The organism is Rhodovulum sp. HP10 (assembly GCF_047553435.1).
Classification (GTDB): domain Bacteria; phylum Pseudomonadota; class Alphaproteobacteria; order Rhodobacterales; family Rhodobacteraceae; genus Rhodovulum.
Map to the genome: position 1 here is coordinate 182,783 of NZ_CP180201.1, position 14,992 is coordinate 197,774.

Sequence of the window (14,992 nt, forward strand, 5' to 3'; positions counted from 1 at the left end):
GAAAAATGAAGCGCACGGTTCAGGTCGCGACATCGAGGCTGACCGGAAAATGGTCGGAAGCCGTCAGCAGCGCCTCGCGCAGCTCGGGGATGCGGTAGAGATCCGGATCGTCGAAGGGATGCCAGATCCGCCAGCGCGGTCCGTGCGCACGAAGATCCTCCGATATCATGACATAGTCGAGCAGCGCCGACAGGTACCGCCCGGTTGTCGGCACGAAGAACCGCGCCGAGGCGGGCTGTGCCGCCAGAAGCCCCTGCAGCGCCTCGCGCGCATGCGGATCGAACAGCCGCCGCTCGGGCGCCTCGCCCTGCCCCAGAACGATCTCGACGCCCGAACGACCGAAGAGCTTCTCGTATTCGTCGAGCCCCGGACCGTCGTTGAAATCGCCCAGCACGATCAGGGGCACGCCCGCGTCGAGATGGGTCTCGATCCGCTGCCGAAGCCAGATGCATTGCGCCAGCTGCTTGCGCCGGTTCTGGATCGAGATCCGGATCGCCTCATCGGGACTGCGTGCACCATGCGGCGCCTTCGACTTGGCATGGACCCCGATCATCCGGAACCGGACCCCGGCCGCCGTCTCGACCGCCAGTTCGAGCGGCGGTTTGGAGAAGCGGATCAGATCGGGCGCCGCATCGACATCGACATCCCAGCGAAAGACGCCGTCGAAGCGCGGCGCATCCGCTGCGCCCTTGCGGCCGGTCGGCGCGCCCTGCGGGTCGTGGCGGGCCTTCAGCCGGTCGGGGTCGTAGAGCAGCGCGATTTCCTGCTGGGTGTCGTTGCCGAAGCCGATCAGCGCCCGCCGCGCCCGGAGCCCGAAGACCCGGGCGAAGTTCTCGAGCGCCCGGACGGTGCTGCGCCGCCCGTTCTCGGCGGGCGCCTCGACCACCAGCACCGCATCGGCATCGAGCGCGGAAAAGACGATCCCCAGCGCCGCGATGCGATCCTGCCGCGCGAGGCCATGGCGTCCCGACGGGCCCTCGCCCTCGAGAAGCTGGCCCTCGTCGTCGAAGAGCGCATTGAACCATTCGACATTATAGGTGGCGATCCTCACGCCGCGTGGTCCGCGACGATGGTCTCCCAGGCCTGGTTGATCGCGACCAGCCGGCGCTCGGCCAGCTTGATCGCCTCTTCGGGCACGCCCCGCGCCTGCATCCGGTCGGGATGGGTCTCGCGCACCTCGGCCCGCCAGACCTTGCGGATGGTGTCCAGATCATCGGTCGGATCGACGCCGAGAACGGTATAGGGATCGGGCACGGCCTCGGGTACGAAACGGGCGCGGAGCGTGCGGAACTGCCGCTCGCTCAGCCCGAAGATCTCGGCCACCCGGGCCAGGAAGGCGTCCTCGCCGGGATGATAGTCGCCATCGGCCAGGGCGATGAAGAACAGCCCCTCCATCAGGTCGCTGAGCGGCCCCCGGGTCTCGCGGAACATGCGGCGGATGCGGCGGGCATAATCCTCGAAGCCGGCCACGTCCTGCCGGGCCAGATCGAAGACCCGGGCCGCGTTGGCCTCTTCGCCCGGCGGGATGGAAAACACCTCGCGGAAGGCCGCGACCTCGTCGCGGGTAACCCGGCCATCGGCCTTGGCCATCTTCGCCCCGAGCGCGATCACCGCGATGGTGAAGGCGACGCTGCGTTCGGGCGGCGTGCGCAGCCGGTCGAAGACGGCCGCAAGACTCTCGCCCTTGGCCAGGGCGGAAACGGCGTCGGCGATGCGGGACCAGAGCGACATGGAACGAGATTAGCCCGCCATCGCGGCAGAGTCAGGTCGGTCATTCGGCCGCCCTGCACGTCCCCCGGCGCCCTTGCGGCAAATATCCGCCGTCATTCGAGAATCCCGGCATGGATGCGGGGCGCGGCCCGTCGCCGGGCTGCCAGAGCGACACCGGAGGCCGCGCCTCCGGCAAGGCATCCGCGAGCCCGGCGAAAGCACAGCGGGCCGCCCTGCGAAGAACGCCCGGGTCCGGGCGATCGGGCGGCAGGGCAAGAAAGGGCTCCGGAGGCGACCGCCCGTCCCTGTGCCTGTGCCCGTCCCTGTGCCTGCCCCTGTGCCCGCCCCTGCGCCGTGGCTTTCGTAAGGGCCTTGATACCGGCCGTCGTACGGGCCGTCACGCATGCCTCGACAGCCCCCGGCAAGGCGCCGTTCAGGCCCGGGCCCGCCGCTTCTCGGGCCGGGCCTTTCGATGCAAAGCCCGCTGCGAAACGATCTCCGCGCGAGCGATCCCCGAGATCTGCGCATAGTGCCCCATTCCTGCCGCAGGCTCACACCCGGCGGTCGCATGTTCAGAGTTTCACGGCAGGATCGCCGGGCGCAATTGACATCCACAGGCCAGACCCCATTTCGCAAACGTAGAATCAAATAAAATCGGGAGATTCAATGCTGCTCCGCGCGCTCGACAAGTTTTTCGGCCACGAAGCCTCAGGCGGTATCCTGCTGATGCTTGCGGCCCTCGCCGCCCTGATCGTCGCAAATTCGCCCCTGCAACCCTTTTACGACGACACCCTCGGAGCGACCTTCTCGGTCCTGCTCAATGGCGGGGGGCTGGAGAAACCGCTGATCCTGTGGATCAATGACGGCCTGATGGCCGTTTTTTTCTTCCTCATCGGGCTGGAACTCAAGCGCGAGATGATGGAAGGCAAGCTCAAGAAACCGGCCGATGTGGTCCTGCCGGGCATGGCGGCAGTGGGCGGCATGGCGGTGCCCGCGCTGATCTTCGCGGCCTTCAACTGGGGCAGCCCCGAGACGCTGTCGGGATGGGCCATCCCGGCCGCGACCGACATCGCCTTCGCGCTCGGAGTGCTGGCGCTTCTGGGCGACCGCGTGCCGGCGGCGCTGAAGGTGTTTCTTCTGACCCTGGCGATCCTCGACGATCTCGGGGCCATCGTCATCATCGCGCTGTTCTATACCGCAGATCTGAAGGTCGACTATCTGCTGATGGCGCTGCTGCCGCTGGCCGGGCTGATCTGGCTGAACCTCAAGGGCGCGCACCGGGTGGCGCCGATGGTGCTGCTGGGGACCATCATGTGGTTCTTCGTGCTGAAATCGGGCGTGCATGCGACCATCGCGGGCGTGGCCACCGCCTTCTGCATTCCGCTGCGCGACAAATGGGGAAAATCGCCGCTGCACGCGCTCGAGCATGCGCTCTCGCCCTATGTGCTCTATCTGATCCTGCCGATCTTCGCCTTCGGCAATGCAGGCGTGGTGCTGACCGGCATTTCCTTCTCGGACCTGCTGCAACCGCTGCCGATGGGGGTGGCGCTGGGGCTTGTGCTCGGCAAGCAGGTCGGGGTCTTCGCGATCACCTTCGCGATGGTCAAATCCGGCCTCGCGCGGCTGCCTGACGGGGTCGGATGGATCCATATCTACGGCTTGTCCTGCCTTGCCGGGATCGGCTTCACGATGTCGCTCTTCATCGGCTCGCTGAGCTATGCCGATCCGGTCCTGATGAACGACGTCCGCCTCGGCGTGCTGAGCGGCTCTGCGATCTCGGCGGTTCTGGGCTATGCCGCGCTCAGGTTGCTCGCAGCACCGACAGGCAGAAAGGGCGCGGCCCCTGCGCAATAGGCCAACAGGACTTTTCGACGAAAAGTCCTGCAAAAGTTTTCGCCGAAAACTTTTGGCCCGGGCCGCCCGAAAGGGCGGCCCGGGCCTTGCTCCCGATCAGCCGCGGGCTTCGCGGATCAGACGCAGGATATCATTGGCCGCCGCGGGAATGTTCGTTCCGGGCCCGAAGATCGCCTTGACGCCCGCCTGCCGCAGGAAATCGTAATCCTGATGCGGGATCACCCCCCCGCAGATCACGATGATATCCTCGGCCCCCTGCGCCTTCAGCGCCTCGATCAGCTTGGGCGCCAGGGTCTTGTGACCCGCCGCCAGGGACGAGATCCCGACCACGTGCACGTCATTGTCGACCGCGTCCTGCGCCGCTTCCTCGGGGGTCTGGAACAGCGTGCCCACATCGACGTCGAAGCCGATATCGGCAAAGGCCGTCGCGATCACCTTGGCGCCGCGGTCATGCCCGTCCTGCCCCATCTTCACGACCAGCATCCGCGGCCGCCGCCCTTCTTCCTCGGCGAAATCCTCCACCGATTTCTGGATCGCGGCGAATCCCTCATCGCCCTCATAGGCCGCGCCATAGACGCCCGAGAGCGTCCTGACCTCGGCGCGGTGTCTCCCGAACACCTTTTCCATCGCCATGCTGATTTCTCCCACCGTGGCGCGCGTGCGGGCGGCCTCGACCGCCAGCCGCAAGAGGTTCCCTTCGCCGCTTCGCGCGGCCTCTTCCAGAGCCGCCAGCGCGTGATCGCAGGCGGCCTGATCGCGGGTGGCCCGGATCTTCCCGATGCGGGCCGCCTGGCTCTGGCGGACCCTGACATTGTCGACATCCAGGATGTCGATCTCGTCTTCCTTCTCGAGCCGGAACTTGTTGACGCCGACGATCACCTCTTCGCCGCGGTCGACCCGGGCCTGCCAGCGGGCGGCGGCCTCCTCGATCCGGAGCTTGGGCATGCCAGAGGCCACCGCCTTGGTCATGCCGCCCATCTCGTCGATCTCGCAGATGATCGCCCAGGCCGCATCGGCCAGGTCCGCGGTCAGCTTCTCTACATAGTAGGACCCCGCCAGCGGATCGACGACCTTCGTGACCTTGGTCTCGTTCTGCAGAATCAGCTGGGTATTCCGCGCGATCCGGGCCGAGAATTCGGTCGGCAGCGCGATCGCCTCGTCGAAGGCGTTGGTATGGAGCGACTGGGTGCCGCCCAGAACCGCGCTCATCGCCTCATAGGCGGTGCGGACGACGTTGTTATAGGGGTCCTGCTCGGCCAGGCTGACGCCCGAGGTCTGGCAATGGGTGCGCAGCATCAGGGATTTCGGGTTCTTGGGCCCGAACTCGGACATGATCCGGTGCCACAGGAACCGCGCGGCACGGAGCTTTGCGATCTCCATGAAGAAGTTCGTCCCGATGGCGAAGAAAAAGCTGAGCCTGCCGGCGAAGGCATCGACATCGAGGCCGCGCGCAAGCGCCGTCTTCACGTATTCCTTGCCGTCCGCGAGCGTGAAGGCAAGCTCCTGCACCAGGTTCGCGCCCGCCTCCTGCATGTGATAGCCTGAGATCGAGATCGAGTTGAAGCGCGGCATGTCGGTCGAGGTGTACTCGATGATGTCGGCGATGATCCGCATCGAGGGTTCGGGCGGATAGATATAGGTGTTCCGGACCATGAACTCCTTCAGGATGTCGTTCTGGATTGTGCCGGAAAGCTGCCTGCGGTCCACGCCCTGCTCCTCGCCCGCGACGATGAAGCTCGCGAGGATCGGGATCACCGCGCCGTTCATGGTCATCGAGACGGAAATGTCGCCCAGCGGGATGCCGTCGAAGAGGATCTTCATGTCCTCGACGCTGTCGATGGCCACGCCCGCCTTGCCGACATCGCCGACGACGCGCGGATGGTCGCTGTCATAGCCCCGGTGGGTCGCGAGGTCGAAGGCCACCGACACGCCCTGCTGCCCGGCAGCCAGCGCCTTGCGGTAGAAGGCGTTCGATTCCTCGGCCGTCGAGAAGCCCGCATATTGCCGGATCGTCCAGGGCCGGCCGGCATACATCGTGGCCTTGGGTCCGCGGGTGAAGGGCGCCTCGCCCGGGACCGAGCCCATATGCGCCAGGCCCTCGGTATCGGCCTCGGTGTAAAGCGGCTTGACCGGAATGCCCTCCGGCGTCTCCCAGGTCAGGCCGTCGAGCGGCTTGCCGCGCAGTTCCTTCTCGGCCAGCGCGGCCCAGCGTGTGGTCTTGTCCGTCATCGGATCCGTCCTTCTTCTGCATGCCCCGCGCCGGGCGCGGGTTCAGACTTCGCTTTCCGCCCACCTGCGCCTATATCTGGGCCGACAGGAGGGCTCATGAAAAAACACCTGACGATCATGGCATGGGTCGCGCTCATGCCGCTGGCCGGAACCGCCGACGCGGTCAGCGAACCCGAGCCGCTGGCGCGCTGGGAGGCCGACCGAACCGTGGTGCTCGAGGCCGAGGGCGTAAGCCTGTCCGACTTCCACTGGATGGCGCGGCCGGTCGTGGTCTTCGCCGACAGCCCGGCCGACCCGCAATACCGGACCCAGATGCAGCTTCTGACCGAGCGCATCGACGAGCTGGCCGAACGCGACGTGGTGGTGATCGTCGATACCGACCCCGACACCCGCTCCGAGCTGCGCATGAAACTGCGCCCGCGCGGCTTCATGCTGGTGCTGGTCGGCAAGGATGGCGAGATCAAGTTCCGCAAGCCGATGCCCTGGAACGTCCGCGAGATCTCGCGCTCGATCGACAAGATCCCGCTGCGCCAGCAGGAAGTCCGCGACCGGCGCTGAGCGAACGAGACCGCTACAGCTACAGACGGGCCAGGGACAGACGCGCTAGGCATGAAACAATGCCTCGATCTCGCTGTCGGACCGTATGAGACCACGCTCGCGCCAGAACTCGACAAGGTCCTTTCGAACGGTCTCGGTCATAGCCGCAAGAAGGCGGCTATGGGTTCCGATCATCTTGCAATCGCCGCACCGCGCCGCTGCCACAAGCTCTGGCAGCCTGCCGACACTGCCACCGGAGAACAGCGAGAAAGAAGCGGGCAGACCCTCGGCGTGAAGCTCCCACCACAGCCCCCTGCCCTGATCGAGTGCGGCGTAGACAAGCATGAACTCGGTCGCCTTCCCCCGGCGCCGGGCAAAGAACAGCTCGATCGGCCCCAGTTTTTCCTCGATCAGGGCCAGGGCGGATCTCAGATGCTCGCGGGCGAAGACCACCGGCGTGATCGTCGGCGGGGCCGTGGCCAGGGACGCTGGTTCCGGCAAAGCAAGCTTGGCAAAAGACGCCCTGATCCAGCCTTGCTGCTTTTCTGCCGTCTCGACCGCGCGGCTTCGCGGCCGCCCGTCATCGGCCACGAAATCCGAGCCGGTGACGGGCGCGACGAACTGGTTCTTCGCGTCGAGAACAAGAAGATAGGGGGACGACCCCAGCCTTGCAGCCAGCAGCTTGAAGACCTGCTGCATCCCCCAGCCGCCATTTCTGCGCCAGCCTCCGCCCGCGCCGCGCAGTTTTCGTCCCACCCCCCGAAGATGGGTCAGGTAAAACCTCTCAAGCCGCGCCCCGAGGGTCGGGCAGACCGACAGCAACGTGTCGGGCCGCACGACCTTCAGCCTGTCGGCGAACGGGCCGTAATCGGCGCGCATTGCCTCGACCGCCGCCATGCAGGCCGCTTCCTCGTGATCGTTGATGATGACGAAGATCTCGCCCAGAGCGGCGGGGTCGAACTCGCGGGCAATCGAACGCGCCTGCAAGCGCAGCAGCGCAAGCTCACCCGAGAACACGACGGTCACGATGTCCAGCTTCTTCGACGGGGCCTGCGTCATCGGATCATTCGAACTCCATGATCACTTCGTCGACGGCCAGGCTTTCGCCGGGGCCGGCATTGATCCTGGCGACGATGCCCTTCTTCTCGGCGCGCAGCGTGTTCTGCATCTTCATCGCCTCGACGACGCAGAGCGCCTGACCTTCCTGGACCTCCTGGCCCTCCTCGACATCGACGGTCACGATCAGGCCGGGCATCGGGCAGAGCAGGAGTTTCGAGGTGTCGGGCGGCAGCTTCTCGGGCATCAGCGCGGCAAGCTCGGCCTGACGCGGCGTGAAGACCTGCACCTTCAACTCGGCGCCGCGATGGCGGATCACGAAACCATGCGAGCTCTGCGCCACCTTGAGGACAAGCGGCTCGCCATCGATATGCAGGACCGCCAGCGGCTGGCCCGGGGTCCAGTCCGAGGTGATGCGGTGATGATCGCCGCCCTGGAACTGGATCGTGGCCCCCTCGCGGTCGGCGCTCACCGTCAGCGGGAAGCTCTCGCCCTGGGCCACCACGACCCAGTCGCCGCCGACGGTGCGTTCGTGATTGTCCATCCGCCCCGAGATGCGCGCGCGCCGGATCTCGACCACGCGGAACATCGCGGCGGCCGCCGCCGCCACCTTGCGCAATTCGGGCTCGGGCAGGCTGACACCCGCGAAGCCGTCGGGATATTCCTCGGCGATGAAGGCGGTGCTGATCTCGCCCGAGCAGAACTTGGGATGGTCCATCACGGCAGAGAGGAACGGCAGATTGTGCCCGATCCCCTCGACCTCGAAGGCATCGAGCGCGGTCCGCATCTCGTCGATGGCCTGCGCCCGGGTCGGCGCCCAGGTGCAGAGCTTGGCGATCATCGGGTCGTAATACATCGAGATCTCGCCGCCCTCGTAGACGCCGGTATCGTTGCGGACGATGGCCGCGTCATGTGCCGATTCCGCCGGCGGGCGATAGCGGGTCAGCCGCCCGATCGAGGGCAGGAAGTTGCGGTAGGGATCCTCGGCATAAAGCCGGCTTTCCATGGCCCAGCCGTTGATCTTCAGATCCTTCTGTTCGAAGGGCAGCTTCTGGCCGGCGGCAATGTTGATCATCTGCTCGACCAGATCGACCCCGGTGATCAGCTCGGTCACCGGATGCTCCACCTGCAGCCGGGTGTTCATCTCGAGGAAATAGAAATTCCTGTCGCCATCGACGATGAACTCGACCGTGCCCGCGCTGCAATAGCCGACGGCGCGCGCCAGCGCGACCGCCTGCTCGCCCATGGCGCGCCGCGTCGCCTCGTCGAGGAAGGGCGAGGGCGCCTCTTCGATCACCTTCTGGTTCCGGCGCTGGATCGAGCATTCGCGCTCATGCAGATAGACGCAGTTTCCATGGGTGTCGGCCAGCACCTGGATCTCGATATGGCGCGGCTGGGTTACGAATTTCTCGATGAAGATGCGGTCGTCGCCGAAGCTGTTGGCGGCCTCGTTCTTCGAGGCCTGGAAGCCCTCGCGCGCCTCCTGGTCGTTCCAGGCGATCCGCATGCCCTTGCCGCCGCCGCCCGCGGAGGCCTTGATCATCACCGGATAGCCGATCTCGCGGCTGATCTTCACCGCTTCGGCGGCATCCTCGATCAGGCCCATATAGCCCGGCACGGTCGAGACGCCTGCCTCGGCGGCGAGCTTCTTCGAGGTGATCTTGTCGCCCATCGCCTCGATGGCGCTGGCAGGCGGGCCGATGAAGGCGACCTCGGCCTTCTCCAGCGCCTCGGCGAAAAGCCTGTTCTCGGACAGGAACCCATAGCCCGGATGCACCGCCTGGGCGCCGCTTTCCCTGATCGCGTCCATGATCCTGTCGATCACGATATAGGACTGGTTCGCGGGCGGAGGACCGATATGGATCGCCTCGTCGGCCATCTGCACATGCAGCGCATGGCGGTCGGCGTCGGAATAGACGGCCACTGTCTTGATGCCCATCTTGCGGGCGGTCTTGATGACCCGGCAGGCGATCTCCCCCCGGTTCGCGATCAGGATCTTGTCGAACATCTCTGTCCCTTCCAGCGTTCCGCCCGGACGAGCCCGTCCCGGCGCTTACAAAGCAAAGGGCCACCGGGGCGCGCAGCCCCGATGACCCTCACAAATTCTCGTCCGACGGGCCCGGGGCCCAGCGGTTCAGATCAGCGGCAGACGCCCGCGTCGTCACACATGGCGCCGCCGAGCGCGCCAATTGCTGCCCCCGCCGCGACGTTGGTGTCCAGCACATCCGCGATGAGCGCACCGCCGAGCCCCCCCGCGACGGCGCGCTGGCTGTCATTGGACATGTTGCACCCGGCCAGCAGGACAGCTGCGGCCAGAACGGCGAGAAACTTTGGACTGGGCATTCTACTCCGCCTCCACGGATCTTGGTTTTGCGCCCACAAGATACCGGCAAGTGACGGGGCGCGAAACGGAAATACGCAAAGGCCAGCCATCGGCGGGCGACAATCCGCCTTGTGGCCCGGGGCCGGGCGCGGCTTGAGGAGAGGGTCGGCCTGACCCTGAAAAAAGGGTCAGGCCTAGGGGTTGGGGAATGATAAGTATAAAAATGGACAGTCCGGTCTAGGGGTGAACGACCGTTCTGCCGTGTAAGACTGTTGCCGGAACCCGAACAAAAGAAAAGGCCACAACGCAAGGGAGAGCGCATTTGAGCGGAGTCCCGCCGATCGCCGGGAAGGGCCAGCCGTTTCACGCCGGTCCTCCGCCGCCGAAAAGCTCGGGGAAGGCGGCCCGGGCGCAGTCGATATCGACTCGCAGCAGCGCGTCATAACTTTCCGGATCGAACGGCTCTTCGGCCGCCACCACCTCGCGGCCCAGCAGCCAGGACAACCGGCCCGCATCGAGATTTCCGCGCTCGAAGGGCGCGTCGCCGAACTGCTCGATCAGCGCGGCCAAAAAGCCCGTATCGGCGCGGCGATCGGCAGGGCGCCGGTCGGCATAGCGCTCGCGCGCGATCAGACGGGTGGCCCCGTCCTTGTTCGCGCGGCGGATGGTGAACTGGAAATCGGTTCCCGGCAGACGGGAGGGAAAGCCCTTGTGTTTCAGCATGACGCGCCTCCGTAAGGATCGGGGCGCGGCAAAGCCGGGGCGGGACAGGCCCGCCCCGCGCCCAGATCAGTATTTGTTGTAGGTCGGCTCGGGCTGAACCGGCTCGACATAGACCACTTCTTCCTTCTGGGCGCAGGCCGCGACGAAGGCGACGAGCGAGAGGGCGAAAAGGGTTTTGACACTCTTGGACATGGGACACTCCCGTCTGTTTCTGGCGCGGGACCGAACCCGACACCTGCCTGTGGAAAGGCCGCCTTGCCGCGACCTCCCGGGAGGATAGCCCAATCTTTCAGCTTTGCACATGCCACCGCTGCAACACGCGAAGGTTGTGGCAAAACCGGCGCATGGCCGGGCGCGACAGCGGCCGGACGAAGGGAATGCGGCATCGTCTCAGAACCCTTCCCAGATGCAGCGTCCCGCCTCGGGGCGGTAGGCTTCGAAGAACTGCGTGGCCTCGGGATCGGGCTGCCCGAAGGGCACCGGGCGGTCCATGAGCGTGATGACGATCTGCGCCGGTTCGGGGCCGGAGTCGGCCAGCCGCGGCAGCGCGTATTCCGCGCAGAGATAGTCCATGTCGCCCTGCGCCAGCGTGGCCGGCATCCTGGCCAAGTCACGCGCGATACCGGGGACGAGAAAGCGGAACCGCACCGTCAGACCGGCCGGTCCCGGCTCGCCGGTGATGGTGTCGAAATGGGTGGCCGACTGCCCCGAGGGCAGCTCGACGACCTCGCCGGTCGCCCCCAGAGCCAGCACCGCCCCGGCCAGAAGGAGCGCGCGCAGGATCATGCCCCGGGCTCCAGCCGCGCCTGTGCCAGCCAGCGGGCGCGATGGGACGGGCTGGTCAGCAGGGCCGCGATTTTCCGCTCGCAATCGGATCGCGGGAAAGGGGCTGCGGCGCGACCTCCGGCGCTTACCCGCAGCCCCTGCCCCTCCTCCTCAACCGTGACCACGGGCGAAAACCCGCGCAGATCCTGCAGCATCCGCCACAGATCCTGACGGATCTGCAGGGCCAGCCGTCCCTTGCGGGCGCGCGGGAAGGCCGCGCTCGCGCACAGGTCGAAGCGCACGGGAAGCTGCCGCGCCATCGTCAGCGCGCCCTCCTCCCGCAGCATGTGCCAGCCCCTGGAGTCCATGGAAGTCCTCTGCCTCGGCCCTTTCTGCGGGCCCTTGCCTCAAAGCGGAATGTTACCGTGCTTCTTCCACGGCGTCTCGCGGCGCTTGCCGCGGAGCGAGGCGAAGGCGCGGCTGACGCGGCGGCGGGTCGAATGCGGCTGGATCACCTCGTCGATGAAGCCGCGCTCGGCCGCCACGAACGGGTTGGCAAAGCGGTCCTCGTAATCCTTCGTACGGCCCGCGATCTTCTCGGCATCGCCCAGCTCCGAGCGGTACAGGATCTCGGTCGCGCCCTTGGCCCCCATGACCGCGATCTCGGCGGTGGGCCAGGCATAGTTGAAATCACCCCGCAGGTGCTTCGAGGCCATCACGTCATAGGCCCCGCCATAGGCCTTGCGGGTGATCACGGTCACCTTCGGCACCGTCGCCTCGCCATAGGCAAAGAGCAGCTTGGCGCCGTGCTTGATGACCCCGCCATATTCCTGCCCCGTCCCGGGCAGGAAGCCCGGAACGTCGACGAAGGTCAGGATCGGGATCTCGAAACAGTCGCAGAAGCGCACGAAGCGCGCGGCCTTGCGCGAGCTGTCGATATCGAGGCAGCCGGCCAGAACCATCGGCTGGTTGGCCACGACGCCCACGGTCTGGCCTTCGAGCCGGACGAAGCCGGTGATGATGTTCTTGGCGAAATCGGCCTGGATCTCGTAGAAATCGCCCTCATCCGCGACCTTCAGGATCAGTTCCTTCATGTCATAGGGCGTGTTGGCATTATCGGGGATCAGGGTATCGAGGCTTTCATCCACCCGGCCGGGCTTGTCGAAGAAGGGCCGGACCGGCGGTTTCTCGCGGTTGTTCAGCGGCAGGAAATCGACCAGCCGGCGCACCTCGTAAAGCGCCTCGACATCGTTCTCGAAGGCGCCATCGGCCACCGAGGATTTCTTGGTATGGGTCGAGGCCCCGCCCAGCTCCTCGGCGGTGACCACCTCGTTGGTGACGGTCTTCACCACATCGGGGCCGGTGACGAACATGTAGGAGGAATCGCGCACCATGAAGATGAAATCGGTCATCGCCGGGCTGTAGACCGCGCCGCCCGCGCAGGGCCCCATGATGACCGATATCTGCGGGATCACCCCCGAGGCCTCGATATTGCGCTGGAACACCTCGGCATAGCCCGCCAGCGAGGCCACGCCCTCCTGGATGCGTGCCCCGCCCGAATCGTTCAGCCCGATCACAGGGGCGCCGTTCTGCACCGCCATATCCATGATCTTGCAGATCTTCTGGGCATGCGTTTCCGAAAGCGAGCCGCCGAAGACGGTGAAGTCCTGGCTGAAGACATAGACCATGCGGCCATTGATCGTGCCCCAGCCGGTCACCACCCCGTCGCCATAGGGACGGCTTTCCTCCATGCCGAAATCGGTGCAGCGATGGGCGACGAACATGTCGAATTCCTCGAACGAGCCCTCGTCCAGCAGCAGCTCGATCCGCTCGCGCGCCGTCAGTTTGCCCTTGGCGTGCTGGCTGTCGATGCGCCGCTGGCCGCCGCCCAGACGGGCGATGCTGCGGCGACGCTCGAGTTCGTTGAGGATATCTTTCATCGGCGATGCCCCTTGCGGAAATTTTCGGCAACCTACCCATGCAATGAGCTTCATCAAAGTGTTAAACGGTAAATTTGCAAATCATTTTCCGCCACCCTCCTGCATATTGCAAATTCGCAAAGCGACTGGACGATACCGACCGGCATACCATATCGCGTGAGGCCCGCCTCCCCCTGTTGCCGGAGCCACCCCATGCCCGCCCTGCCAGTACCGGTCGTCACGATCGGCCTTCTCGTCCTGTCCAACCTCTTCATGACCTTTGCCTGGTACGGTCATCTCAGGTTCAAGGCCGCGCCGCTGGTCGCCGTCATCTTCATTAGCTGGGGCATCGCCTTCTTCGAATATCTGCTGCAGGTGCCGGCGAACAGAATCGGCTACGGGCATTTCTCGGCAGCCCAGCTGAAGACCATCCAGGAAGTCATCACCCTGACCGTATTTTGCGGGTTTTCAGTCCTTTACCTCAAGGAGCCGTTGCAGTGGAACCATGCGCTCGGCTTCGGTTTCATCGCGCTCGGCGCGTTTTTCATCTTCCACCGCTGGTAAGTCCCGATGTCGCTGGACAAGCCCCCGGCCAGAGCCTAATCCCAAGACATGTCGACGCACCCCCGGGTCCGTTTCCTGGACCGCACAACCCCCCCTCATGTGATCACCCTGGTTGCGCTGGCAGGCCTGCCCGCGCTGACCATCAACATCTTCCTGCCCTCGCTGTCGAACATGGCCGTGCATTTCGACACCGATTACGCGGTGATGCAGCTGTCGGTCGCGACCTATCTGGCCGCGAACGCGGTGCTGCAGCTGTTCATCGGCCCGATTTCCGACCGCTATGGCCGCCGCCCGGTGCTTCTGATCTCGATCGCGCTGTTCCTGCTGGCGACGCTTGGCTGCATCCTCGCGCCCTCGGCCGAGGCCTTTCTCGGCTTCCGCATGGCGCAGGCAGTGGTCGTCACCGCCATGGTCCTCAGCCGCGCCGTCGTGCGCGACATGGTGGCCGACACCCAGGCCGCCTCGATGATCGGCTATGTCACCATGGGCATGGCGCTGGTGCCGATGATCGGCCCGACCATCGGCGGGGTGCTGGACGAGCTCTGGGGCTGGCAGGCCACCTTCCTCGCGCTGCTGCTGGCAGGCGTGGGCGTGCTGGCGCTGACCTGGGCCGATCTCGGCGAGACCGCCACCCCCCGCGACGTGAACCTGATCGACCAGTTCCGCCAGTATCCCGAACTGGTCCGCTCGCGCCGCTTCTGGGGCTATGCGCTGACCGCAGCGCTGTCCTCGGGCGCGTTCTTCGCCTATCTCGGCGGCGCCCCCTTCGTCGGCAGCCATGTCTTTGCCCTGTCGCCCTCGCTGCTCGGGCTCTATTTCGGCATCGTCGCGCTGGGCTACATGACGGGCAATTTCATCTCGGGGCGCTATTCGGTCCGGGTCGGCATCAACGGCATGATCTACTGGGGCGCGCTGATCACGCTGGCAGCCCCCCTGCTGTCGATGGCCTTCTTCGCGACGGGGACGACTCAGCCCATCGCCTTCTTCGGCGCGATGGCCCTGCTCGGGATCGGCAATGGCATGGTCCTGCCCAACGCGATCGCGGGCACGCTGTCGGTCAGGCCGCATCTGGCGGGCACGGCAAGCGGGCTTGGCGGCGCGATCATGATCGGCGGCGGCGCGGCCCTCTCGGCGCTGGCGGGCGCTCTCCTGAAACCCGGCACCGGCGCCTGGCCGCTCCTGGTCATCATGGCCACGACCTCGGCGCTGGCGGTGATGACCGTCCTTTACGTCCGCTGGGTCGACCGTCGCGCCGGGCCGATCCTGGCGATGCCGCCCACGGACACGCCCTGAGCCGCGCTTGCGTGCCGGC

Annotated in this window: 15 protein-coding genes; 4 read left to right on the top strand and 11 right to left on the bottom strand. The window is 66.0% G+C overall.

From position 1 onward, the window contains the following. Positions 1 to 19 precede the first annotated feature (19 nt). Positions 20 to 1,051: an endonuclease/exonuclease/phosphatase family protein gene (locus ACK8CO_RS00820; protein WP_414897813.1), complete on the bottom strand. Its 1,032-nt coding sequence runs from the start codon at positions 1,049 to 1,051 to the stop codon at positions 20 to 22. Continuing rightward, positions 1,048 to 1,731 (bottom strand): molecular chaperone DjiA, encoded by a 684-nt coding sequence (locus ACK8CO_RS00825; RefSeq protein ID WP_080616255.1) that lies wholly within the window; start codon positions 1,729 to 1,731, stop codon positions 1,048 to 1,050. Before ACK8CO_RS00825 ends, ACK8CO_RS00820 begins: the two co-directional genes overlap by 4 nt. Before the next feature lie 645 nt (positions 1,732 to 2,376). Between ACK8CO_RS00825 and nhaA the strand changes: the two genes are divergently transcribed. Further along, positions 2,377 to 3,564: a Na+/H+ antiporter NhaA gene (nhaA, locus tag ACK8CO_RS00830; protein ID WP_080616254.1), complete on the top strand. Its 1,188-nt coding sequence runs from the start codon at positions 2,377 to 2,379 to the stop codon at positions 3,562 to 3,564. Between the two features lie 96 nt (positions 3,565 to 3,660). Here the strand turns inward: nhaA and scpA are convergent, their stop codons facing one another. Next, complete coding sequence (scpA, locus tag ACK8CO_RS00835; RefSeq protein WP_414897814.1) at positions 3,661 to 5,793, bottom strand: methylmalonyl-CoA mutase; 2,133 nt, start codon at positions 5,791 to 5,793, stop codon at positions 3,661 to 3,663. 96 nt (positions 5,794 to 5,889) lie between these two features. On the opposite strand from scpA, the gene ACK8CO_RS00840 reads away from it, so the two are divergent. Continuing rightward, a complete protein-coding gene (locus ACK8CO_RS00840; protein WP_414897815.1) occupies positions 5,890 to 6,351 on the top strand; it encodes a DUF4174 domain-containing protein in 462 nt (153 codons plus the stop codon). Positions 6,352 to 6,396: 45 nt separating this feature from the next. Here the strand turns inward: ACK8CO_RS00840 and ACK8CO_RS00845 are convergent, their stop codons facing one another. The 8 genes from ACK8CO_RS00845 to ACK8CO_RS00880 all read right to left on the bottom strand — a co-directional run bounded on the left by ACK8CO_RS00845 (position 6,397) and on the right by ACK8CO_RS00880 (position 13,137). After that, positions 6,397 to 7,389 (bottom strand): DUF6492 family protein, encoded by a 993-nt coding sequence (locus ACK8CO_RS00845; RefSeq protein WP_414897816.1) that lies wholly within the window; start codon positions 7,387 to 7,389, stop codon positions 6,397 to 6,399. Between the two features lie 4 nt (positions 7,390 to 7,393). Next, entirely contained in the window at positions 7,394 to 9,394 is a 2,001-nt protein-coding gene (locus tag ACK8CO_RS00850) for an acetyl-CoA carboxylase biotin carboxylase subunit (protein WP_414897817.1), read from the bottom strand. 131 nt (positions 9,395 to 9,525) lie between these two features. Beyond that, the gene (locus ACK8CO_RS00855) at positions 9,526 to 9,729 is read right to left on the bottom strand and encodes a hypothetical protein (protein ID WP_080616249.1); all 204 of its coding nucleotides are present in this window, start codon (positions 9,727 to 9,729) and stop codon (positions 9,526 to 9,528) included. A gap of 343 nt (positions 9,730 to 10,072) precedes the next feature. Further along, the gene (locus ACK8CO_RS00860) at positions 10,073 to 10,432 is read right to left on the bottom strand and encodes a hypothetical protein (protein ID WP_414897818.1); all 360 of its coding nucleotides are present in this window, start codon (positions 10,430 to 10,432) and stop codon (positions 10,073 to 10,075) included. Between the two features lie 66 nt (positions 10,433 to 10,498). After that, positions 10,499 to 10,624 (bottom strand): hypothetical protein, encoded by a 126-nt coding sequence (locus ACK8CO_RS00865; RefSeq protein ID WP_256714519.1) that lies wholly within the window; start codon positions 10,622 to 10,624, stop codon positions 10,499 to 10,501. 198 nt (positions 10,625 to 10,822) lie between these two features. Beyond that, positions 10,823 to 11,218, bottom strand: coding sequence for a DUF6497 family protein (locus ACK8CO_RS00870; protein WP_414897819.1), 396 nt, complete (start codon positions 11,216 to 11,218; stop codon positions 10,823 to 10,825). Continuing rightward, positions 11,215 to 11,544: a hypothetical protein gene (locus tag ACK8CO_RS00875; protein WP_231119271.1), complete on the bottom strand. Its 330-nt coding sequence runs from the start codon at positions 11,542 to 11,544 to the stop codon at positions 11,215 to 11,217. Before ACK8CO_RS00875 ends, ACK8CO_RS00870 begins: the two co-directional genes overlap by 4 nt. 60 nt (positions 11,545 to 11,604) lie before the next feature. Continuing rightward, complete coding sequence (locus ACK8CO_RS00880) at positions 11,605 to 13,137, bottom strand: acyl-CoA carboxylase subunit beta (RefSeq protein ID WP_080616245.1); 1,533 nt, start codon at positions 13,135 to 13,137, stop codon at positions 11,605 to 11,607. Between the two features lie 192 nt (positions 13,138 to 13,329). On the opposite strand from ACK8CO_RS00880, the gene ACK8CO_RS00885 reads away from it, so the two are divergent. Further along, positions 13,330 to 13,680: a DMT family protein gene (locus ACK8CO_RS00885; protein ID WP_080616244.1), complete on the top strand. Its 351-nt coding sequence runs from the start codon at positions 13,330 to 13,332 to the stop codon at positions 13,678 to 13,680. Positions 13,681 to 13,728: 48 nt separating this feature from the next. Further along, complete coding sequence (locus ACK8CO_RS00890; protein ID WP_414897820.1) at positions 13,729 to 14,973, top strand: multidrug effflux MFS transporter; 1,245 nt, start codon at positions 13,729 to 13,731, stop codon at positions 14,971 to 14,973. Positions 14,974 to 14,992 lie beyond the last annotated feature (19 nt).